The organism is Acidihalobacter prosperus (assembly GCF_000754095.2).
GTDB classification, from domain to species: Bacteria; Pseudomonadota; Gammaproteobacteria; order DSM-5130; family Acidihalobacteraceae; genus Acidihalobacter; species Acidihalobacter prosperus.
The window spans coordinates 519,671-539,611 of record NZ_JQSG02000006.1; the positions used below are offsets into that span (position 1 = coordinate 519,671).

The following is a 19,941-nucleotide window of genomic DNA, read 5'->3' on the forward strand; positions in this document are numbered from 1 at the left end:
GCCATTCAGCGGCAGCGCACCCAGGCCGCAAGCAGCGCGCCCAGCCCACCCGCGGCCAGCAACCAGCTCGCGGCGGGGACACCCAGCCAGCGCTCCAGGCCGGCCGGCTCCAGCGCGTAGATCAATGCGGCGGAAATCAGCAGCGCGCCGCCACCGGTTCTCAAGACGCCCTGGCGACGGCCGTCGCGCAGCGACTCGCGCAAGGCCGTCAGTTCCTCGACCTGCGCCTGCATCTGCAGACGCCCCGTGGCCCCGCGCTCCAGGAACTGGTGCAGCAGCTGCGGCAGCTCGGGCAACTGCTCTAGCACGCGCGGCATGCGAATGCGCGCCTCCTTGACGAAGGCGCGCACGCCGATCTGTTCGCTCATCCAGCGTTCGATGAAGGGCTTGGCCGTCTTCCACAGGTCGAGGTCGGGATACAGCTGGCGGCCCAGGCCCTCGATGTTGAGCAGGGTCTTCTGCAACAGCACCAGCTGCGGCTGCACCTGCATGTCATAGCGGCGAGCCGTCTGGAACAGCCGCAGCAAGACATGGCCGAACGAGATCTCCTTGAGCGGACGTTCGAAGATCGGCTCGCAGACGGTGCGGATGGAAGCTTCGAATTCGCTGATCCGGGTCGTCGCGGGCACCCAGCCCGATTCCACGTGCAGCTCTGCCACCCGACGGTAGTCGCGGTTGAAAAAGGCGTAAAAATTTTCCGCCAGATAACGCTGGTCTTCGGTGTCAAGGCTGCCGACGATGCCGAAATCGACCGCGAGATACTGCGCCGAGCGTGGGTCGTCCGCATTCACGAAGATATTGCCGGGATGCATGTCGGCATGGAAAAAATTATGACGGAAGACCTGCGTGAAGAAGATTTCCACGCCGCGTTCGGCCAGCACCTTGAAATCGACCCCGGCCGTGCGCAGTCGCTCGACGTCGGCGATGGGTATGCCGCGGATGCGCTCCATCACGATCACGCGGCGGCGCACGTAATCCCAGTAGATCTCGGGGATGTAGAGCTGATCCGAGCGCTCGAAGTTGCGCCGCAGCTGGCTGCCGTTGGCCGCCTCGCGGAACAGATCCAGTTCGTCGAGAACGGTTTTTTCGTACTCGTCCACCACCTCGCGCGGACGCAGGCGTCGGGCCTCCGGCCAGTAGCGATGGGCGAGATCGGCGATGGCGTGAAGCAGCGCGAGATCGCGCCGGATGACGCGGTCGATTTCGGGCCGGACCACCTTGACCACCACCTCGCGCCCGTCATGCAGCACCGCGCCATGCACCTGCGCGATCGAGGCCGAGGCCATCGGCTCGTCCTCGAAGGTACGAAAGATTTCCGCGATCGGGCGCCCATAGGCCTGTTCGATCAGCTGTCTGGCCTGCGCACCGGGGAAGGGCGGCACGTGATCCTGCAGCCGTGCCAGTTCCAGGGCGATGTCGTCGGGCAGCAGATCGCGTCGCGTCGACAGCATCTGCCCGAACTTGATGAAAATCGGCCCCAGATCCTCCAGCGCCCGGCGGATGCGCACGCCGCGGTTGAGATCGCGCTGGCGCAGCCAGTGCCAGGGCATGAGATACAGAATGAAACGCAGTGGCCGGAACAGATGGATGGCGAACACCACCTCTTCGAGCCCGTGGCGCACCAACACGAAATTGATGTGAATCAGCCGCAACATCTGTCGCGGCAAGGCCAGCACGCCGGCGTTGGGACGCCGGCTCATGCGCGCCCGTCGGCCGCGCGTGACTCCAGTCGGGCAAGGCGGGCCTCGAGCCGGTCCAGCCCTTCGCGGAGCTGGTCGACGGCATCCATGAAGTCGTCCAGTTCCGCACGCGCGGGTGACATCCCGGCTTCTTCGGTGACGTACTCTCCCAGATCGCCGGCAAGGTGATCGCGGGTGCGTCGTCCCCACGCGCCCAGTCCGCGCAGGCGTTCGGCCACCGCGTGTGCGAGCGCATCGCCCATCGGACCGCTCAGCCATTCCTCCCAATCCAGCTCGATGCCGCGCAATACCGACCAGAGCCGGTGCGCGATTTCCGCGTCGCCCTCGATCGCCAGCTCGCTGCCGGCGGCGGCAGCCTGATCGGACAGCGCCGTGCGCAGCAGGGCCAGCGGCGTGGCGCGGATGGTTGCGTCGGGGGGATCCCCCAGCGTCGTGTGCACCGCGATCCGTCCGCCGGTCTCGGGTACCAGCATCAGATTCAAACCGGTACCGTCCAGTTCGAGCGCGACCCGGCTGCCGGCGATCCGGTCGAGACCGGCGGCCATCTCCGGGTCGGCCTGCAAATAGAGGTTCAAGGCATTTTCCAGACCCGCCGCCAGGCTGGTGACCAGCATCGCCATCAGAAATACCCGTCGATCGCCAGGGACTCGTACGAATATGCCGTATCAGCCGTCAGCGCCGTCAAAACTTGTAGCCTCTGTGCACGGCGACGATGCCGCCGGTGAGATTGTAATAATCGCTGCGCTCGAAGCCGGCCTCGACCATCATCTCGCGCAGGTGTTGCTGATCCGGGTGCATGCGGATCGACTCGGCGAGGTATCGATAACTGCCGGCGTCGCCGGTCACCATACGTCCCATCAGCGGCAGGGCCGTGAAGGAGTAGGCGTCGTAAATCTTGCCCAGCCCCGGCAACACCGGCTTGGAGAACTCCAGCACCAACAGCCGTCCACCCGGTTTGAGTACGCGGTACATCGAGCGAAGCGCGGCGGCCTTGTCGGTGACGTTGCGAAGACCGAAGGCGATGGTGACGAGGTTGAAATGGTTGTCCGGGAACGGCAGCGCCTCGGCGTTGACCTGCGCGAAACGCAGGTTGCCCGCGACGCCCGCGTCGACCAGGCGCGCCCGGCCCTGGCGCAGCATCGAAGCGTTGATGTCGGCCAGCACCACCTCGCCGTCGGGTCCGACGAGATGCGAGAAGCGCTCGGCCAGATCGCCCGTGCCGCCGGCCAGATCGAGCACGCGCTCACCGCGCCGAACCGCCGCCAGGTTGACCGTATAGCGCTTCCACAGGCGATGCACGCCGAACGACATCAGGTCGTTCATCACGTCGTAACGGTCGGCCACGGAATGAAACACCTCCGCCACCCGCCGCGCCTTCTCGCCCACCGGCACCTGCTGGTAGCCGAAGTGCGTGGTGTCCTTGCTGTCGCCCTGATCCATGCGCTACTCCTCCGCGCCCGCGCGGCGCCGGTGGCCGGCCGCCGCAAGCCGGTCCAGGTAATCCTGCCAGTTGGATGCCTGATTCTCGCCCAGTCGGTGAAGATAGCGCCAGTCATAGATGCCGGTATCGTGACCGTCGGAGAACACCAGCTTCACGGCGTAGTTGCCCACCGGCTCGATGCCGACGATGTTGACGTCTTCCTTGCCGGTCTGCAGCACCTCCTGGCCGGGGCCGTGGCCACGCACCTCCGCCGATGGCGAGAACACGCGCAGATATTCGCAGGGCAGGCGGAACCGCTCGCCATTTTCATAGGCCAGTTCCAGCACGCGCGATTGCTGATGCAGACGGATTTCGGTGGGTCGCTCGCTGCTCATCGGTCTCATCGGGCCTCAATGTTCGGTAAATGCATATGCCGCTAGAGAATGTAGCGGCTCAGATCCTCGTCGACAGCCAGTTCGCCGAGTGCCTCGTCAACGTCCTTGGCATCGATCACCAGATGCTCGCCATGGCGATCCGGCGCATCGTACGAGAGGTCCTCCAGCAGACGCTCCATCACGGTGTGCAGGCGGCGGGCGCCGATGTTCTCGGTCCGCTCGTTGACCTCGAAGGCGATCGCGCCGATGCGGCGCACCGCCTCCGGCGTGAATTCGACCGTCAGCCCCTCGGTCGCCAGCAGTGCCGTGTACTGTTCCACCAATGAGGCATCCGGCTCGGTGAGGATACGCACGAAGTCGTCGGCGGTCAGCGCGTCCAGCTCGACGCGAATCGGCAGACGTCCCTGCAGCTCCGGGATCAGATCCGAAGGCTTGGACAGATGGAACGCGCCGGAGGCGATAAACAGGATGTGGTCGGTACGCACGCTGCCGTACTTGGTGCTGACCGTACTGCCCTCGACCAGCGGCAACAGATCGCGCTGCACGCCCTCGCGCGACACGTCGGTGCCGCCGTGCTCGCCCCGCCGCGCCACCTTGTCCAGTTCGTCCAGGAACACGATGCCGTTCTGCTCGACCTCGCGCACCGCCTGCAGCTTGAGTTCCTCGTCGTTGATCAGCCGCTGCGCCTCTTCCTCGATCAACAGACTGCGGGCCTCGCGGATACGCAGCTTGCGCCGCTGGCTGCGGCCGCCGGAGAGATTCTGGAACAGTCCCTGCAGCTGGCTGGCCATCTCCTCCATGCCGGGCGGTGTCATGATTTCAACGCCGGCCCCCATGGCGGACAGCTCGATCTCGATTTCGCGCTCGTCCAGCTCGCCGTCGCGCAGCCGCTGACGGAATTTCTGCCGGGTCGCGCCCTCGCCGGGCGAGGACACATCCGGCTCCGACAGGAAGTCGCTGCGCGCGCGCGGCAGCAGCGCATCGAGGATGCGTTCCTCGGCCGCTTCCTCGGCACGATGACGCACCTTGGTCTTTTCCGTCTCGCGGGCCAGCTTGATCGCGGCATCAACCAGATCGCGCACGATCGACTCCACATCGCGGCCGACATAGCCCACTTCGGTAAATTTGGTCGCCTCGATCTTGATGAAGGGCGCATTCGCCAGCTTCGCCAGCCGGCGTGCGATCTCGGTCTTGCCCACGCCGGTCGGGCCGATCATCAGAATATTCTTGGGCGTGACTTCCTGACGCAGGCCCTCGGGCAGCTGCTGGCGGCGCCAGCGGTTGCGCAGTGCGATCGCGACGGCGCGCTTCGCCTGGGCCTGGCCAACGATGTATTTGTCGAGTTCCTCGACGATTTCGCGCGGGGTCATGGGAATCATGCGTGCGTCCTGGGCGGACGCCGGGCGGTTGTTCACTCGTCCAGCGTTTCGATGGTCAGATTGCGATTCGTATAAATGCAGATGTCGGCGGCGATATTCAAGGCGCGCTCGGTCACTTCGCGCGCATCGTGCGCGCTGCCTTCGAGCAGCGCGCGGGCTGCGGCCTGTGCGAAGGCGCCGCCCGAGCCGATGGCGATCAGGCCGCCCTCGGGTTCGATCACGTCGCCATTGCCGGAAATGATCAGCGACACTTCGCGGTCGGCCACCGCGAGCAGCGCCTCCAGACGCCGCAGCGCGCGGTCGCTGCGCCAGTCCTTGGCCAGTTCGACGGCCGCGCGGGTCATGTTGCCGCCATGCCGTTCGAGCTGGCCCTCGAAACGTTCGAACAAGGTGAAAGCGTCGGCCGTACCGCCGGCGAAACCGGCCAGGATGCGGTCGTGATAGAGCCGCCGGACCTTGCGCGCGTTGCCCTTCATGATGGTGTTGCCCAGCGTCACCTGGCCGTCGCCGCCCATGGTGACCTGCCCCTCGCGTCGCACCGAGAGAATTGTCGTACCGCGGTATTGCTCCATTCGCCGACCTCCACCTGCACTGGCCGGGCATTCTAACACCGTTACCCAAACCCACGCGGGACGCCGGTTCGGCCTACTCCGGCGTCTTGCGTCGACGCGCACGCGGATGCGCCTGGTCGTAGACCGAAGACAGGTGCTGAAAATCGAGGTGGGTATAGACCTGCGTGGTGGAGATATTGGCGTGGCCCAACAGCTCCTGTACCGCACGCAGATCCCCGGAGGATTCGAGCATGTGGCTGGCGAAGGCATGGCGCAGCAGATGCGGGTGCAGCGGCACGTCGAGGCCGCTTTCACGCGCCAGGCGGGTCAATCGCTGCTGTACAGCGCGTTCGCCCAATCGCTTGCCGCCGCGGCCGACGAACACCGCCCGCTCGCCTGGCGCGGCCAGTTCGGCGCGTGCGCGCAGCCAGTCAACGAGCGCCGCGCGCGCCTGACGCCCGACCGGCACGTCACGCGTCTTGCGGCCCTTGCCGATGACCCGGACCATGCCGCCGCCCAGATCGAGATCGATCAGATCGAGGGTCACGCTTTCGGCCAGGCGCAGTCCGGAGGAATACATCAATTCGAACATCGCCCGGTCGCGCACGGCGAGCGGATCGTCTTTGCGCTTCGCCAGCAATTGCCCGAGCTGCTCCGGCGCGAGCACCTCGGGCAGGCGCCTCTGGCTCTTGGGCGCGCGCAGGTCCAACGCAGGATGCTGGGTCGCCAGGCCTTCGGCCAGCAAAAAATGGTGGAACCCCCGAATCGCCGAAAGCCGCCGTTGCAATGTGGTGGCGCTACGCCCCTTGCGATGCTCGCCGGCAATGAATTCGCGCACATCCTGGGCCGTGGCCACGGCCGCCGTACGCCCGCGCGCATCCAGAAAAGCCTGGTAGAGCAGGAGATCGCGGCGGTAGGCGGCGACGCTGTGCGGCGAATACTGGCGCTGACCCGACAACGCGTCGAGATAGGCCTCGACCGCGGATTCGCTCACGTGCGCCCGAGCCGATTGCTCACCGCGGCGCCCACGAGCTCGCCCAGATAGCCGAGGAACAAGGTGCCCATGCTCGGATGAAAGCGCGCCGTGTCGCGGCTGCCGAGCGCGAGCACCCCCAGCGGCTGGGTATCGACCAGCGGAATCAGCACGGCCGATCCCAGACTGTCGGCCACTTCACCCCCGAACAGCCAGTCGAGCTGCGCGCGCTCGGCGCGCCCGCAAATCGGGCGGCGATGTTCGAACAGGCCGGAGAAATGCGCCAGACCGGGATCGTCCGCCGGGCTGGCGTAAGGCGCGCCGGCCGCCTCGGTGCCGATCAGACGGACCACCACCTCGTCGGCCTTGAATTCGTCGCAAAGCTGTTCGCGCGTGGTCGCCAGCACGCTGTCGAGACTGTCCGCCTGCAGCAGGCCCAGCCCCAGCCGATGCAGATTGGCGCTGAGCTGCTCGTTCTCGCGCGCGAGCTGGATCAGCTCCTTGAGCTTGCGTTCGGTCTGGCGGTTGCGTTCGCGCAGTACCGCCGTCTGCCGCTCGACCAGCGACACCGCGCCATGCGTGGGGTGGGGCAGGCGCAGCACCTCGAGCAGGGACAGATGGCGCGCAAAGAAATCCGGATGCGCGCGCAGGTAATCCGCCACCTCGGTCTCGCTCAGGGGATCCTGGCAGGGTTCGCTGGTCGTTTGTCGGGTCATCAGGCCACACGCCCTTCGTAAACGGTGGTGGCGGGGCCGGTCATTCTGAGAGATTTGCCCTCGCCCTCCCATCTAATCATAAGCCCACCGCCGGTCAGGTCAACCGCCACGGCCTCCTCCAGCCAGCCGCGATCGCGGCCGATCGCCACCGCCGCGCAGGCACCGCTGCCGCAGGCCTGCGTTTCGCCCGCGCCACGCTCGAATACGCGCAGCCGGACATGCCGCGGCGACACGATTTGCATGAAGCCCACGTTGACGCGTTGCGGGAAGCGTGGGTGCGCCTCGATCAGCGGCCCGAGCCGTGCCACCGGCGCCTCGTCGACATCGTCCACGCGCAGTACCGCATGCGGGTTGCCCATGGAGACCGCACCGATCTCGTACTGTTCGCCGCCGACCTCCAGGGCATAGCTTTTCGTGCGCGCCGGCGCGTCGAAGGGTATCTCGGCGGGCTCGAACCGGGGCACGCCCATGTCCACGCACACCGGGCCGTCCGGCTCCAGCCGTAGCCGCATCGGGCCGCTGATCGTCTCGACCCGGATCTCCGGGCCGCTCGCCAACCCGTGATCGACGACGAAACGGGCGAAACAGCGCGCGCCATTGCCGCACTGGCCCACCTCGCCGCCGTCGGCATTGAAGATACGGTAGCGAAAGTCGGCCTCGCCGCCCTCCGCCGGTTCCACCAGCAGCAGCTGGTCGCAGCCGATGCCGCGATGACGGTCGGCCAGCCTGCGCACGTTTTCCGGCGTCGGATCGAAATGCTGGTTGATGGCGTCGATGACGACGAAGTCGTTGCCGAGGCCATGCATCTTGGTGAATCTCAGGCCCTTGTGTTCCATGCCGCCCCTCCTGGTCCGCCGACCTACTTCTTGAAACGCTAATAAAGGTCAGCCATACTGCCGCGGTTCCCCTGCGGCCACTTCGCGCGCTCGGAGCACCAGCCCGCACGGGTATGGGATCGGGTCGGCAGCCCTTGCAAGGGTCCATAGTATCACCCGTCCCGCTCGCCGTCGTGACGGCATGCTGAGTTCGGCCGAGTTGGGCGCGCAGGGCGCCCGACCGCCACAACCTCGAAGTAAGGAGTGATTTAGATGACGACTGCTAACAAGGAACTGGATGCCCGCGGCCTGAACTGCCCGCTGCCGATTCTGCGCACCAAGAAGGCCATCAACGAGCTGAGTTCCGGCGAAACCCTGAAAGTGATCGCCACCGATCCGGGCGCGGTCAAGGATTTCGAGGCCTTCTGCAAGCAGACCGGCAACGAGCTGGTCGAGCACAGCGAGGCCGGCGGCGAGTTCACCTTCCTGCTGCGCAAGTCCTGATCCGGGACTGATGCGCGGAAAACCGGGGCGCGCGGCACATTCGCCGCCCCGGCGTTTCCTCCAGCAGCTTAACGGCCCCGGCCGTGGATCACGCAATGCCGGTCGCTGACCGCGCGCACCGCGAATCCCTCCAGCCCCGCCTCACGCAGCTGTTCGCCGATTTCGTCGAGCGTGAACGCCGCGCATAGAGAGTTGTAGAAATCCTCCTGCAACACCGCAGGCTCGCCCGCCGCATACCGGTCGCGCATCGCCAGCGCCTGCTCGCGACTTCGCGGACGCAGCAGATCCACGACGAACACCGGCGCGCCCGGCGCCGCATAGCGCTTCACGGCAGTCCACAATACCTGCGGGTCGTGCAGGTGGTGCAACAGGCTGTTGGAGATGACCGCGTCGTAACGCGGCATCGGCGCCCTGTCCGCCGGCAGCAGCGCCTTGTGCAGATGCACGCGGTCTGCCAGTCCGGCGTGCTCGATGCGCGCGCGCCCCGCCGCCATCATCGCCTCCGAACCGTCGATGCCGTCCACCCGGCAGCGCGGATAGGCGGCCGCGAAGCGCAAGCTGATATCTCCTGGCCCGCAACCGAGGTCGAGCACGTCGCCGCTGCCGGACCAATCGGGGAATGATTCGCGGAACAGCTCGATCACGCGCGTGTGCGGCGCCTCGAAATCGGCTTCGGCGTAAGCCTTCGCCTGGGCTTCGTCCAGCATCAGCTCCGGCTCGGGGATGCGCTGCATGCGCTCAGGCTCCGTCGTCAGGCAGGCAGGTCTCGCCCGCCATCAGCTGGTCGAGGGATTCGCGGGCGCGGACCTGATAGGCCTGTGGTCCGTCGACCATCACCTCCGGCGGCCGCGGACGCGCATTGTAGTTCGAGCTCATCGAGAATCCGTAGGCGCCGGCGCTGCGCACGGCCAGGATATCGCCCTCGGCGAGATCCAGCGCGCGCTCCTTGCCGAGGAAGTCGCCGGTTTCGCACACCGGGCCGACCACATCGTAGAGCGACGTCTCGCCCGTGCGCGGCCGCACCGGCACGATTTCGTGCCAGCCCTGATACAACGACGGCCGCAGCAGGTCGTTCATCGCCGCGTCGACGATGGCGAATCGCTTGTGCGCCGTCGTCTTGAGGTACTCCACCCGCGTCAGCAACACGCCGGCATTGCCGACGATGGCGCGCCCAGGCTCCAGCAGGATTTCCAGCGGCCGGTCACCGATGCGCGCCTTGAGCGCGGCGGCGTATTCCGCCGGCGACGGCGGCGTCTCCTCGCGGTAGCGGATACCCAGCCCGCCGCCGAGATCGAGGTGGCGAATGACCATGCCCTCGGCCTGCAGCGCCTCGACCAGCGCCAGCACGCGGTCGAGCGCGTCCTGGAACGGCGCCAGCCGGGTCAGCTGGGAACCGATATGACAGTCCACGCCGACCACGTCGAGATGCGGCAGGGCGGCTGCGCGACGGTAAACGGCCGGCGCGGATTCGATATCGATGCCGAACTTGTTCTCCTTGAGCCCCGTGGCGATGTACGGGTGCGTGCCGGCGTCCACGTCGGGATTCACGCGCAACGATACCGGCGCCCGCAGACCGAGCGCGCCGGCCACGTCGTTGAGTCTTTCCAGCTCGGGCGCCGATTCGACGTTGAAGCAGCGGATGCCAACTTCCAGCGCGCGGCGCATTTCGTGCGCCTGCTTGCCGATGCCAGAAAACACGACCCGCGCCGGGTCGCCGCCGGCTCTCAGCACCCGCTCCAGTTCACCCACGGACACGATGTCGAAACCCGAACCCAGACGCGCCAGCAGATTGAGCACGGCCAGGTTGCCGTTGGCCTTGACCGCGTAGCAGATCAGATGCGGGTGCTCGCCGAGCGCTTCGTCGAAGGCCCGCCAGTGACGTTCCAGCGTGGCCCTGGAATAGACGTAGCAGGGCGTGCCGAAACGGGCGGCTATTTCCTCCAGGAACACGGACTCGGCGCTCAGTACGCCCTCCCGATAGACGAAATGATCCATACTAGCTCCCGGCGGCTGGCTGCGTGGCGCCCTGGTTCGAGGGCAGGTAAAGCGGTCCCTTGTGGCCACAGCCGGACAGCGCCGCGCACAGCAGGATCGCACAGGCGAACGGCAACAGCCGCCGCAGGCAGAATGGCATCATCGGAAAAGACCTTGAGGTGGCGCCGAAACGCGCACGAGTATAACAGCACGCACCCCGGACACGGATCGGTTCGCGCAACCGCCCGCCGCCCACTGCGCATGGAGCCCGCATGCCCCCCAGCCTTGATTACGTCGAATCCGGTCCCACGCAGGGACACCGCCACACCTGCGTCTGGCTGCATGGGCTGGGCGCCGACGGCAACGACCTGAAGCCCTTTGCCGATGCGCTGAATCTGCCGGCGCGACATACGATACGGCAGGTCTTCCCGCACGCGCCGCTGCGTCACATCGCGCTCTGGGGCGATGTCCCGCTGCGCGCCTGGTATCGTTTCGCCAGCCTGGATTTCGGTCGCGGCGAGCATGCCGGCGACATCCGCAGCGCGACCGCGCTCGTCGAAACCCTGCTGATTCGCGAGCGCAACGCCCTGCCCGCGAGCGGCCGTCTGGTCGTCGGCGGCTTCTCCCAGGGCGGCCTCATCGCGCTGGCCGCCGGCCTGGCGGGCAACGTGCCGGTGGATGGCGTGGCCGCCCTGTCGACCTATCAGTGGTCGGCAAGCATGCCGGCGCAGCCTTCGCCGCCGGTCTTCATGGCCCATGGCGACGCCGACTCGGTCATACCGATCGCAATCGGCCGAGCCTCGGCGCAGCGGCTGGCTTCCCAGGGCGTCGCCGTGGACTGGCGCGAATACGCCATGGCGCATGCGATCTGTCAGCCGGAGATCGGCGACCTCGCGGGCTGGCTCGGGGCGCGACTGAAAGACTGACGCCCCGCTTGCGCCGGCATTGGCACGGACACGCCATGGGACTATGCTCACCTCATGGACCGGGATCCCCCTTCATCGGGCCCACTCGCATCCGGTGTGGCGCTCGAACCCGCCGAGCCGCTGTGGCAGCGTGTTCCCACGCGCATGCCCGACGGCCGTCCCGTCAGCGATTTCATGATGCTCATCCCGCGCCTGCGCCAGCAGCCGCCGCACATCCTCCAGCGCACTCTGCGCGAGATCGACGGCGTGCTCGCGCGCTACCGCAGCGTGGTGCTGTTCGCCGATCTCAACCTCAAGATCAACACCCTCTGGGTCAGCGTGCGGCCGGTCCCCGGGATCTGCCTGGAACTGCCCGCGGCGGTGAAACTCTGCGTCCCCGAAGCCGTGTTGATCGGCCAGCCACGACCGCAAAGAACATGGCGAAGGCGCTGATCGCGCTTGGCGCCGTCCTGATCGTCGCGGGGCTCGCCTGGCCCTGGCTCGCCCGGCTGGGCCTGGGCCGTCTGCCCGGCGATTTCGTGTTCCGCCGCGAGGGTTTCGTCTTCTATTTTCCGCTGACCACCTCGATCGTGGTCAGTCTGGTGATCTCGCTGCTGATCTGGCTGTTCAGGAAATAGAGGCCCGGAGCTCCGACGCCGCCCGCAGCTCGGCCAGCCAGGCCTCCACGTCGATCGGCAGGTAGCCGATGACCTCGAGTCGCCGGTCCGCGAACGCATCCCGCCCGGGAAAAGCCTGTTGCCAGACCTCGATCGCGGCATCGCGGTGCGCCAGCAGGCCATCGATATGCGGTCGGAACAGGCGCAGCATGGCCGTGATCCAGCGATTGACCGGCCACGAAGGATTCGCGTGGTCGATAGCAAAGCGTGGCACCAGCGCCTTGACCGTGGACGCCGGATACCAGGTCTCGCCGGTCACCCAGCGATTGGTGGTGAACAGGCCGACCGGATAGCCCCAGTCGTCCATGGCGATCGCCACCAGGTGTGCGATCGCCTCCTTGCCTTCCGGCCAGGCCTCGTCGACGTGCATCGCCGCATAGGGCGCAGGCGGCGCGTCGAGCAGACCGGTGCGGATGAAGGCGTGAAAGTGCCCGTGCTCCGTCGTGTCGTCACGGTGCGCGTGGTAGTAGTACTGCGCGCGACTGTCGGCGTCTCCGACCTCCTCGCGCGGGTAATGCTCGTACTCGACGAACTCACCCTGACCGCGCAGGATTTCGCCGACCACGTTGAGTCCGCCGCGTTCGAGCGCGCGGTAGCATTCGCGGATTTCGTCGCCGGCGGCGAGCAGCGCCGCGCGCACCCCGGCCCCCAGGGCCGTGGCGACCGGAGCGGCCAGCGGCGGGAGCGGCGGCGTCATGTCATCCACGGATCATGCGCCCAACCAGGCTCCGCCACGCCCGGAGCGTCTACATGCTCGAAGAGGATTTCTGCATCCCCGCACCCTTGGCTGCGCAGGGATTTTTGTCGGCGCAACCTTTCTTGTCCATCGTCTTCTTGGCCGCGCAGGGATTCTTCGAGGCGCAGGGACTCGCCATCTTGGGGGCGCAGGGCTTGCACGGCGTGGCCGCATACGCGGGCACCGCGGCGCCGGCCGCAAGACCGATCAAGGTGCTGCCCGCCAGGGCAATCGCCGCCTTCTTCGCTTTCGGGTTTCTCTGCATCGTTAGTCTCCCTTGGCTATCCTCATGTTCGGGTCCAGGGCATGCCCTGAATCATTTCGACCGCCACGGCGCGCGGCGAGTTCGCCCGTCCGTCCGATGTCGCCGCATCGCGACGGCTGCCCGGCATCGGAGCGGCGTGCTAGTGTCGCGGATTCATGGGGCGCACAACCCCATCGCATCCTGCGATGCCCGCGCCCGGGAGTCACCGAATGGCCTTCGATCCGACGCGCCGCCTGCTGCTACGGGCCGCGCCATGGCTGGCCCTGCTGACCGCCGGACGAGCGGTTGCTGGGGATATCGCGCATGCCGCCGATTCCGACACCCTGCGGCTCGGCCCGGCCCAGCCCTTCGATTTCGAACGCCTGCGCCAGCGCGCGCGCGCGCTGGCCGCGCGGGACTACCGTCCGCTGCCGATACGCCATCCCCACCTGCTGGATCGCATCGACTACGACCGCTACCAGCAGATTCGCTATCGCAGCGCCGATGCGCTCTGGCGCGATAGCCGCCGACCGTACCCCGTGGAATTCTTCCATCTCGGCCGTTATGCGCGCCGACCCGTGGAGATTTACGCGCTCGCGGACCGGATGGCACGCCAGGTCCGCTACAGCCCGGACCTTTTCGACTATGGCCGCAGCGGCCTGCGTGCCCAGGCTCCCGCCGATCTCGGCTTTGCCGGCTTCCGCGTCATGCACGACGACCATCGTCCCGGCGACTGGCTCGCCTACATGGGGGCCAGCTACTTCCGCAGCGCCGGCACGCAGAACCAGTACGGCCTCTCGGCGCGCGGCGTCGCGGTCGACACCACAGCGCCCGGTACGCGCGAGGAGTTCCCGGATTTCACCACCTTCTGGCTGGAGGAACCTCCCGGCGCCGACGAGATCGTGGTCTACGCCCTGCTCGATGGCCCGAGCCTGACCGGCGCCTACCGCATGCGCTGGCGCAAAGAGCGCGAGGCCGTCACCACGGACATCTCGGCGGAACTGTTCCAGCGCCGCGATATCGCACAGCTCGGCGTTGCGCCGTTGACCAGCATGTACTGGTACAGCGAAACCAATCAACGCACCGCCCCCGATTGGCATCCCGAAATCCACGACAGCGACGGCCTGGCGCTGTGGACCGGGCAGGGCGAACGCATCTGGGTGCCGCTGAACAACCCGCCGCGCGTGCAGACCAACAGCTACCAGGACCTCGACCCCAAGGGTTTCGGTCTGCTGCAGCGCGACCGCGACTTTCGCCACTACCTCGACGACAGCACCTACTACGATCGGCGCCCCAGCGTGTGGGTCGAACCGCAAGGTGCGTGGGGCAAGGGCGCCGTGGTGCTGGTGGAAATCCCCACCACCGACGAAACCAGCGACAACATCGTCGCCTTCTGGCAACCCGCGCGCGGCGCGCGCGCGGGCGACACCTGGCCGCTGACCTATCGGCTCCATTGGGCCGCCCACGAACCCTTCCCGCCCGCCGTCGCGCACGTCGTCGGCACTCGTCTCGGCCAGCCCGGCATACCGGGCCAGCACACCCCGCGCGACCCGCACGGCCGCAAGTTCGTGATCGAATTCACGGGCGGGCCGCTGGCCGACATGCCGCAGCGGTTCGACATCAAGCCCGTGGTCACCGCCTCGCGCGGCAGCGTGAGCAACGCCTTCGTGCTCAAAATCCTCGGCACCGACCTCTGGCGCGCGCAATTCGACCTGCATACCGAAGGTGCCGAGCCGATCGACCTGCGCTGTTACCTTCGGTTGGGAGACAGCACACTGAGCGAAACCTGGCTGTACCAGTATTGGCCGGGGAATAACGGCTTCACGAGATGATGCACAGTGAAAATGGCCCGCGCATATCATGCGGGCGACGCATCACACGCCACAGGCGTGCTCAGGTCACGCCTTGTAGCATCGCCGACCTGACAATGCGCCCTACCGTGGCCAGATGCAGCCCGAAATGTTCCGCAATCTCCCGGTAACTGTAGGCACCCGTAGCATAGGCCTCGACAATGGCATCGTTACGCTCCGCATGCCGGGTTTCGATGGCCGCCAGCGATTTCGGCGGCGCTCTACGTTGCACGCGCGGGATAGCGAATCGATCGTTAGGTTTTGCGGCCTTCTTCTGCGCCCACCGCACGAACGCCTCGTCGCCCAGATAGATTTGCTGGCGCAGCGCTGTCCACACACTTTGCTGCCCGATGCCTTCGGCCACAAACTGCGCGTAGCGACGTCGGGCGACTGAGCGGCGGCTGGCAAACAGCGCCAACAACCCCTGCGTGGCCAGCCAATCCGGAGGCGTTGCTTCGCCCATCATTGCCGGATAGCTACTCCAGGGGTAATCGATCGGATGCTTGATCATCCCCGCACGAACCGGATTGAGCACGACATAACGGGCAAGTTCCAGCAGGTAGTGATCCTTGTCGACCAGAATGCCCTTAAAGCGGCCCTGGAACAAATGCCCGCATTTATGGTGACGACGGTTCGTCGCCTGCGTGTATACGCCGTTGAGCTGCCGCATGCCTTTGGAAAGCTTCCCATCCGGCGTCTCGATGACCAAGTGATAATGGTTGGTCATCAAGCAATAGGCGTGGCAAATCCAATTGAATTGACCCACAACCTCGGCCAGCACCCTCAAAAACGTCAATCGGTCTTCGTCGTCTTCGACAATCGGCTCACGCCGATCACCCCGCGAGGTGACGTGGTAGAGCGCTCCGGGAAACTCAATGCGTAGAGGACGTGCCATAGAGGGCGCCATAGCCGATGAGGAGGGATGTTGCATTACGAGGCCAGACCCCATTGTTTTCCAGGAGGTTGCAATGGCAGCCTCCTTTCAAAAAAATTTTGGCCCGTTATTTGTGCCGGATTTCCTGAAGCGCCTCGTTTATCTTGAACAGAACGATCAGCAATTCACACCAAATTCTGGCCGCGATCGCTCCAGCAACCATGTAAAAAACCCCTTCGAAGAATTTTCCAGCGGTAAAGCCGCCGTACCCGTCAAACATCGAGGCCAGCCCACCTATCAAAACAGCCAAGAGCGTTATCCAGTAAATTCCCGTAATAATTCTTGGTATCAGCATTTTGTCGAAAAAGAAAATATCCCTCATGTCAAGCTCCTTGTTGTCCGTATCTGCGGCAAATTTCCATCACGGGCAGCACACTCTATTTGTGCCCACGGCTGACTGGTACACTTCGGCGTCTTCGACAACCGGCTCACGCCGATCGCCCCGCGAGGTGACGTGGTAGAGCGCTCCGGGAAACTCCATACGTAGAGAATGCGCCCTGGAAGGCACCATAGCGGATGATGACGGATGCTACAATACGAGACCTGACCCCTGTTTTTGCGCTGCTTGGCGTGAACCTTCACGAACGCGGAGGAAGAGACTTTCAATAACATGACCACGCGTGCCAGTACTGAAGAGCAGCGAACGAAAAAATAGTTTTGCCTGCGGCACATTCTTTCCAACGAAGTCATAGCGAAAGGCGATGAACGATGGATAGGTGCTGCACACAGTGCCGCGCCGAAGAATGGTGAACCACAACGTAAACAGAGAGGCTGCAAGGGCAATCAACGATACGGCGGGCGAGATGTCTGCAAAGGCCATAAGGGGCTAACGTGGAAGTGAGCGGCCTGCGCGGCTTTTCGCGCAGGTCCGCTCGACTGTAGGGTTCGGCGTCATTTTTTCTCCAGCGGTGGTGCGGGCTCAATACGGAACTTGCTCAATTCGTCTCTAAGGAAGCTCGAATCGGCTTCAGGAGCAAGCAGGATTTCCCGAATCACAGCAGTTGCAATTGCGTTCCGAAAGTCGAACCCAAGTTGCAGAGAAGGCGGAAATTCAATCAGCGAGCCGTCCTTTAGGGCGAAATGCCCGATGCCTATGGCAGACAGAGAAATGCGCAATTCATGTTCTTCTCGGAAGCGGTCGCTGTCCTTGAGGTACGTGTAAAGAATCGGATTGGACAGGTACTCCTCGTTGGTTCGATGAGTACCCCTGGGAACATAGTTAACCAACCCGTAGTTCACCGAGAATATTTGACGACACGGATTTTCTTCATAGAGAAGGACGGTGCCCTCGGGGTTTAGTGCCGAGTTGAGCATAGCCCTCAGCTTCCCGAACTCGAACACTACGCAGGCTTTTCCCTTCTCGCTTCCGTTCGCGTAGTTCTCCCAAATGTAGCGGGAATTCTCGACCGAAAAGCAGCATGCGTAGGTTCTGCTTCTGCATTGGTCATAGTAGTCGGCCGCTGAGAAGTCGGGAGCCTTCTCGAACGTCGCGGCAGCATTGAGAGGTTGATCCTTCGGCAACTGCCTCCCGTCATTTTCGTCGGCGTTCGGAAAGTCTGAATAGCTGTCGACGCGATTGAAATAGAGATAGTTGTTGGCGACCGATCGCAATAGATTCTCGACCGTCATGACCTTGTACAGCAGTTGGTTATCTGGCGGGATACGCATTAGCAGGCTGTTGAAAAAGTCCTGTAAACCCGGAAGATTGGTTTTGTATTGTTGAGTGAGGGTTGTGGCCGATGCGCGGTGCCGACATACATCAGGATGGGCTGTTCAGCACGGTCAGCCCGGAGCAACGGGTGCCGAAGGACCATCCTCTGCGCCCGATCCGGCGGATGGTCGATCAAGCGCTCAAAGAACTCGACGCTGACTTCGATGCGCTGTATGCCCATATGGGCCGTGACTCGATCCCGCCGGAGAAGCTGCTGCGCGCGCAACTGTTGATGGCGTTCTACACCATCCGCAGCGAACGCCTGTTGGTCGAACAGATCGACTACAACCTGCTGTTTCGCTGGTTTGTGGGCTTTTCCATGGACGATCCGGTCTGGCACCACTCCACGTTTACCAAGAACCGTGACCGCCTGCTTGCAGGCGATGTGGCCCGCACCTTCTTCGCCCGGGTGCTGGATCAGGCCCGTGCGGCCGATCTGCTGTCTAGCGAACACTTCAGCGTCGATGGCACGTTGATCGAAGCGCTGGCCTCGCACAAGAGCTACCGGCCCCGGGACGAGGACGCGCCGCCGAGCGGTGGCGGGCGCAATCCCACGGTGGACTTTCGCGGGCAGAAGCGGTGTCGGGAAACGCACGTCTCCAGGACCGACCCGGATGCCTTGCTGTATCGCAAGAGCGAAGGCACGACCGCCAAGCTCAGCTACCTCGGACACCTGCTGATGGAAAACCGCCACGGCCTGATCGTCGAGTCGCAGACGAGCCAGGCCACCGGCACGGCCGAGCGCGAGGCCGGTGTCGAGCTTGTCGACGCGCTCGGCGGGAGCCACCGGATCACGCTGGGCGCGGACAAGAACTATGACACGCAAGGCTTTGTGGCGGCGATGCGTGGACGAAACGTCACGCCGCATGTGGCTCAGAACACGGCCGGGCGCCGCTCGGCCATCGACGGGCGCACCATCGGCCATCCCGGTTACCGAACCAGCCTGACGATCCGCAAGCGGATCGAAGAATGCTTCGGTTGGCTCAAGACCATTGCGGGTCTGCGCAAAAGTCGGTTTGTCGGACGCGAGAAACTGGATTTCCAGTTTGTGCTCAGCGCGGCGGCCTACAACCTGGTGCGGATGCGCAATCTGGGACTGGCAGCATGTTGAAGGCACACATCAAGGGATCGGTGCGCCCAGAGATCGGGATTTGGGCTGTTTTCGGGAAAAATCAGGCCCCAGATCCGAAGGGGCACGTCGCCAATGGACCCTGATCAACATGATAACCGCTAAATCGGGGGAATTTTCAACAGCCTGCTACAAGCATTTCGTGGTGCTCAGGCGGGTGCTTGACGACAAATATTATGTGGCGGATCCGGCGCTCGGGAATCGGATTATGAAAAAGGATCAATTCGAAAAATCGTGGAATGGGATCATTTTTGCGGTGATAGGCAAGGGCTTCGATCGCAATACCTCGCTGAGGAATCCAGTCGCTCCGCCTACCGTCAAGAGATTCTCGATTTCCGCACCATTGAGCGATGCAGAGCTGTACGAATATGGATTTTCTCAAAAGGATTTGTTCTGAGAATCAATCCTCGCGAACTCGATGAATTGAAATGGAGACAATCATGAATACCGTTCAACGGAACATCCAGCAGAGGATTTCACAGGAAATCGTTTCGCTGGATCAATTGCGCAGAAAAAAGCGTATCCAGAAATGGACCATTACCGTACTGGGGGGCTGCATCGCCGCCTCGCTGGCCGTGCCGAATTCCGGCGTTGCCTTGCCGCGCGGCGGCGCCATACCCCTGAGCGCCGTGGAGGTGGGTGACGATGTGCTTGCCGGTATGCGTGGACGCTATGTGACGCCTGCCCAGGTGGTGTACTTCGGCGTCGAAATGCTCACGCGCTGGCAGACCGCCGACGGCGCGGCATACAACGCCGGGCTATACATCGGCGTAGACCGTAGCGGTAACGGCTTCAAGCCCAATGTGACCATTCTGAGCCGTGAGCAGCGTTCGCCGGGGCAGGCAGGCGGGTCGCAAGTGGGGCCGGTGGCCTCCAACGGCAGTATCAGTGCCGGCGGTATCGAGAATGTGCAGGGCGTGGGGCAGTCCGTGCAGGTAACGGGAGACGCCAATGGCGCCCGCAATCAGATCACGATGAACATCGGCAGCGGCGAGATCAAGATCGGCGCACCCAGCGGCGAAGGCTGGAGTAGCGGTACGGTGGCGACATCGGATGGCAATCAGAAGCCGAGCCTGGGCACCCAAGTGGGCGGTGGCAAGGCCAGTGTCAGCATTGCCATTCCCGGCCAGGGTATCGCCCGGCAGGAAATTTCCAGCCTCAAGGGCGTGCAGCAGCAGGTGCAACTGGTCGGCAGCCTCAACCAAGTCATCAATCACACCACGCTGATCGCCAAATTCAACGAGCAGGTGTCAAGTCAGAAAGGCCTGAACATGAATGAGGCGCTGAACGCCATGCACGGTCTGTCGGTTTACTGAAAAGCCGACATC

The 19,941-nt window shown here is 64.4% G+C and carries 26 protein-coding genes; 9 read left to right on the top strand and 17 right to left on the bottom strand.

Annotated elements, in window-relative coordinates:
* Positions 1–5 precede the first annotated feature (5 nt).
* The 9 genes from ubiB to dapF all read right to left on the bottom strand — a co-directional run bounded on the left by ubiB (position 6) and on the right by dapF (position 7,970).
* Positions 6–1,700, bottom strand: a complete 1,695-nt coding sequence (ubiB, locus tag THPRO_RS13200) for a ubiquinone biosynthesis regulatory protein kinase UbiB (RefSeq protein WP_082954650.1) — start codon at positions 1,698–1,700, stop codon at positions 6–8.
* Positions 1,697–2,320 carry a ubiquinone biosynthesis accessory factor UbiJ gene (locus THPRO_RS13205; RefSeq protein ID WP_082954651.1) on the bottom strand — a complete coding sequence of 208 codons (624 nt, stop codon included), beginning with the start codon at positions 2,318–2,320 and terminating at the stop codon, positions 1,697–1,699. Before THPRO_RS13205 ends, ubiB begins: the two co-directional genes overlap by 4 nt.
* Positions 2,321–2,381: 61 nt before the next feature.
* Complete coding sequence (gene ubiE / locus THPRO_RS13210; RefSeq protein WP_038092618.1) at positions 2,382–3,140, bottom strand: bifunctional demethylmenaquinone methyltransferase/2-methoxy-6-polyprenyl-1,4-benzoquinol methylase UbiE; 759 nt, start codon at positions 3,138–3,140, stop codon at positions 2,382–2,384.
* Positions 3,141–3,143: 3 nt separating this feature from the next.
* Positions 3,144–3,515: a gamma-butyrobetaine hydroxylase-like domain-containing protein gene (locus THPRO_RS13215; protein WP_038092615.1), complete on the bottom strand. Its 372-nt coding sequence runs from the start codon at positions 3,513–3,515 to the stop codon at positions 3,144–3,146.
* A gap of 41 nt (positions 3,516–3,556) precedes the next feature.
* Entirely contained in the window at positions 3,557–4,894 is a 1,338-nt protein-coding gene (gene hslU, locus THPRO_RS13220; RefSeq protein ID WP_038092739.1) for an ATP-dependent protease ATPase subunit HslU, read from the bottom strand.
* Between the two features lie 32 nt (positions 4,895–4,926).
* Positions 4,927–5,466, bottom strand: a complete 540-nt coding sequence (gene hslV, locus THPRO_RS13225) for an ATP-dependent protease subunit HslV (protein ID WP_038092612.1) — start codon at positions 5,464–5,466, stop codon at positions 4,927–4,929.
* A gap of 73 nt (positions 5,467–5,539) precedes the next feature.
* The gene (xerC, locus tag THPRO_RS13230; protein ID WP_065089736.1) at positions 5,540–6,439 is read right to left on the bottom strand and encodes a tyrosine recombinase XerC; all 900 of its coding nucleotides are present in this window, start codon (positions 6,437–6,439) and stop codon (positions 5,540–5,542) included.
* Positions 6,436–7,134, bottom strand: a complete 699-nt coding sequence (locus THPRO_RS13235; RefSeq protein WP_038092609.1) for a DUF484 family protein — start codon at positions 7,132–7,134, stop codon at positions 6,436–6,438. Before THPRO_RS13235 ends, xerC begins: the two co-directional genes overlap by 4 nt.
* A complete protein-coding gene (dapF, locus tag THPRO_RS13240; protein ID WP_038092606.1) occupies positions 7,134–7,970 on the bottom strand; it encodes a diaminopimelate epimerase in 837 nt (278 codons plus the stop codon). Before dapF ends, THPRO_RS13235 begins: the two co-directional genes overlap by 1 nt.
* Before the next feature lie 252 nt (positions 7,971–8,222).
* On the opposite strand from dapF, the gene THPRO_RS13245 reads away from it, so the two are divergent.
* Positions 8,223–8,453: a sulfurtransferase TusA family protein gene (locus THPRO_RS13245; protein WP_038092603.1), complete on the top strand. Its 231-nt coding sequence runs from the start codon at positions 8,223–8,225 to the stop codon at positions 8,451–8,453.
* Positions 8,454–8,521: 68 nt separating this feature from the next.
* Here the strand turns inward: THPRO_RS13245 and THPRO_RS13250 are convergent, their stop codons facing one another.
* The 3 genes from THPRO_RS13250 to lptM are packed head-to-tail and all read right to left on the bottom strand — an operon-like array spanning position 8,522 to position 10,701.
* Positions 8,522–9,187 carry a class I SAM-dependent methyltransferase gene (locus THPRO_RS13250; protein WP_038092600.1) on the bottom strand — a complete coding sequence of 222 codons (666 nt, stop codon included), beginning with the start codon at positions 9,185–9,187 and terminating at the stop codon, positions 8,522–8,524.
* Between the two features lie 4 nt (positions 9,188–9,191).
* Complete coding sequence (lysA, locus tag THPRO_RS13255; RefSeq protein ID WP_038092597.1) at positions 9,192–10,448, bottom strand: diaminopimelate decarboxylase; 1,257 nt, start codon at positions 10,446–10,448, stop codon at positions 9,192–9,194.
* 1 nt (position 10,449) lies between these two features.
* On the bottom strand, positions 10,450–10,701 hold the full coding sequence (gene lptM / locus THPRO_RS17525) for an LPS translocon maturation chaperone LptM (RefSeq protein ID WP_407922452.1): 252 nt from the start codon (positions 10,699–10,701) through the stop codon (positions 10,450–10,452).
* Here lptM and THPRO_RS13260 point away from each other — a divergent pair.
* The 3 genes from THPRO_RS13260 to THPRO_RS13270 all read left to right on the top strand — a co-directional run bounded on the left by THPRO_RS13260 (position 10,700) and on the right by THPRO_RS13270 (position 11,970).
* Entirely contained in the window at positions 10,700–11,353 is a 654-nt protein-coding gene (locus THPRO_RS13260) for an alpha/beta hydrolase (protein WP_038092594.1), read from the top strand. The two genes, lptM and THPRO_RS13260, sit on opposite strands and share 2 nt — an antisense overlap.
* Positions 11,354–11,449: 96 nt before the next feature.
* On the top strand, positions 11,450–11,785 hold the full coding sequence (locus THPRO_RS13265) for a hypothetical protein (protein ID WP_407922453.1): 336 nt from the start codon (positions 11,450–11,452) through the stop codon (positions 11,783–11,785).
* On the top strand, positions 11,770–11,970 hold the full coding sequence (locus tag THPRO_RS13270) for a DUF2905 domain-containing protein (RefSeq protein WP_038092588.1): 201 nt from the start codon (positions 11,770–11,772) through the stop codon (positions 11,968–11,970). Before THPRO_RS13265 ends, THPRO_RS13270 begins: the two co-directional genes overlap by 16 nt.
* Here the strand turns inward: THPRO_RS13270 and THPRO_RS13275 are convergent.
* Positions 11,960–12,706 (bottom strand): DUF6969 family protein, encoded by a 747-nt coding sequence (locus tag THPRO_RS13275; protein WP_145930863.1) that lies wholly within the window; start codon positions 12,704–12,706, stop codon positions 11,960–11,962. The genes THPRO_RS13270 and THPRO_RS13275 overlap by 11 nt on opposite strands.
* A 49-nt stretch (positions 12,707–12,755) precedes the next feature.
* Complete coding sequence (locus tag THPRO_RS17180) at positions 12,756–13,010, bottom strand: hypothetical protein (RefSeq protein ID WP_038092585.1); 255 nt, start codon at positions 13,008–13,010, stop codon at positions 12,756–12,758.
* 209 nt (positions 13,011–13,219) lie between these two features.
* Between THPRO_RS17180 and THPRO_RS13285 the strand changes: the two genes are divergently transcribed.
* Positions 13,220–14,821 carry a glucan biosynthesis protein gene (locus THPRO_RS13285; protein ID WP_065089737.1) on the top strand — a complete coding sequence of 534 codons (1,602 nt, stop codon included), beginning with the start codon at positions 13,220–13,222 and terminating at the stop codon, positions 14,819–14,821.
* A 61-nt stretch (positions 14,822–14,882) separates the two neighbouring features.
* Here THPRO_RS13285 and THPRO_RS13290 read toward each other — a convergent pair whose 3' ends face one another.
* Positions 14,883–15,734: an REP-associated tyrosine transposase gene (locus THPRO_RS13290; protein ID WP_038092582.1), complete on the bottom strand. Its 852-nt coding sequence runs from the start codon at positions 15,732–15,734 to the stop codon at positions 14,883–14,885.
* A 73-nt stretch (positions 15,735–15,807) separates the two neighbouring features.
* Here THPRO_RS13290 and THPRO_RS17565 point away from each other — a divergent pair, with 73 nt between their 5' ends.
* A complete protein-coding gene (locus tag THPRO_RS17565) occupies positions 15,808–16,170 on the top strand; it encodes a hypothetical protein (protein ID WP_456236355.1) in 363 nt (120 codons plus the stop codon).
* Between the two features lie 132 nt (positions 16,171–16,302).
* Here THPRO_RS17565 and THPRO_RS16840 read toward each other — a convergent pair whose 3' ends face one another.
* Positions 16,303–16,593: a hypothetical protein gene (locus tag THPRO_RS16840; protein WP_145930864.1), complete on the bottom strand. Its 291-nt coding sequence runs from the start codon at positions 16,591–16,593 to the stop codon at positions 16,303–16,305.
* 71 nt (positions 16,594–16,664) lie between these two features.
* Positions 16,665–17,441: a hypothetical protein gene (locus THPRO_RS16845; RefSeq protein WP_065089738.1), complete on the bottom strand. Its 777-nt coding sequence runs from the start codon at positions 17,439–17,441 to the stop codon at positions 16,665–16,667.
* A 71-nt stretch (positions 17,442–17,512) separates the two neighbouring features.
* On the opposite strand from THPRO_RS16845, the gene THPRO_RS13305 reads away from it, so the two are divergent.
* The 3 genes from THPRO_RS13305 to THPRO_RS13315 all read left to right on the top strand — a co-directional run bounded on the left by THPRO_RS13305 (position 17,513) and on the right by THPRO_RS13315 (position 19,929).
* Positions 17,513–18,595 carry an IS5 family transposase gene (locus tag THPRO_RS13305; protein ID WP_038094256.1) on the top strand — a complete coding sequence of 361 codons (1,083 nt, stop codon included), beginning with the start codon at positions 17,513–17,515 and terminating at the stop codon, positions 18,593–18,595.
* 109 nt (positions 18,596–18,704) lie between these two features.
* Positions 18,705–19,010 carry a cysteine peptidase family C39 domain-containing protein gene (locus tag THPRO_RS13310; protein WP_065089739.1) on the top strand — a complete coding sequence of 102 codons (306 nt, stop codon included), beginning with the start codon at positions 18,705–18,707 and terminating at the stop codon, positions 19,008–19,010.
* A gap of 43 nt (positions 19,011–19,053) precedes the next feature.
* The gene (locus THPRO_RS13315; protein WP_145930865.1) at positions 19,054–19,929 is read left to right on the top strand and encodes a hypothetical protein; all 876 of its coding nucleotides are present in this window, start codon (positions 19,054–19,056) and stop codon (positions 19,927–19,929) included.
* Positions 19,930–19,941 lie beyond the last annotated feature (12 nt).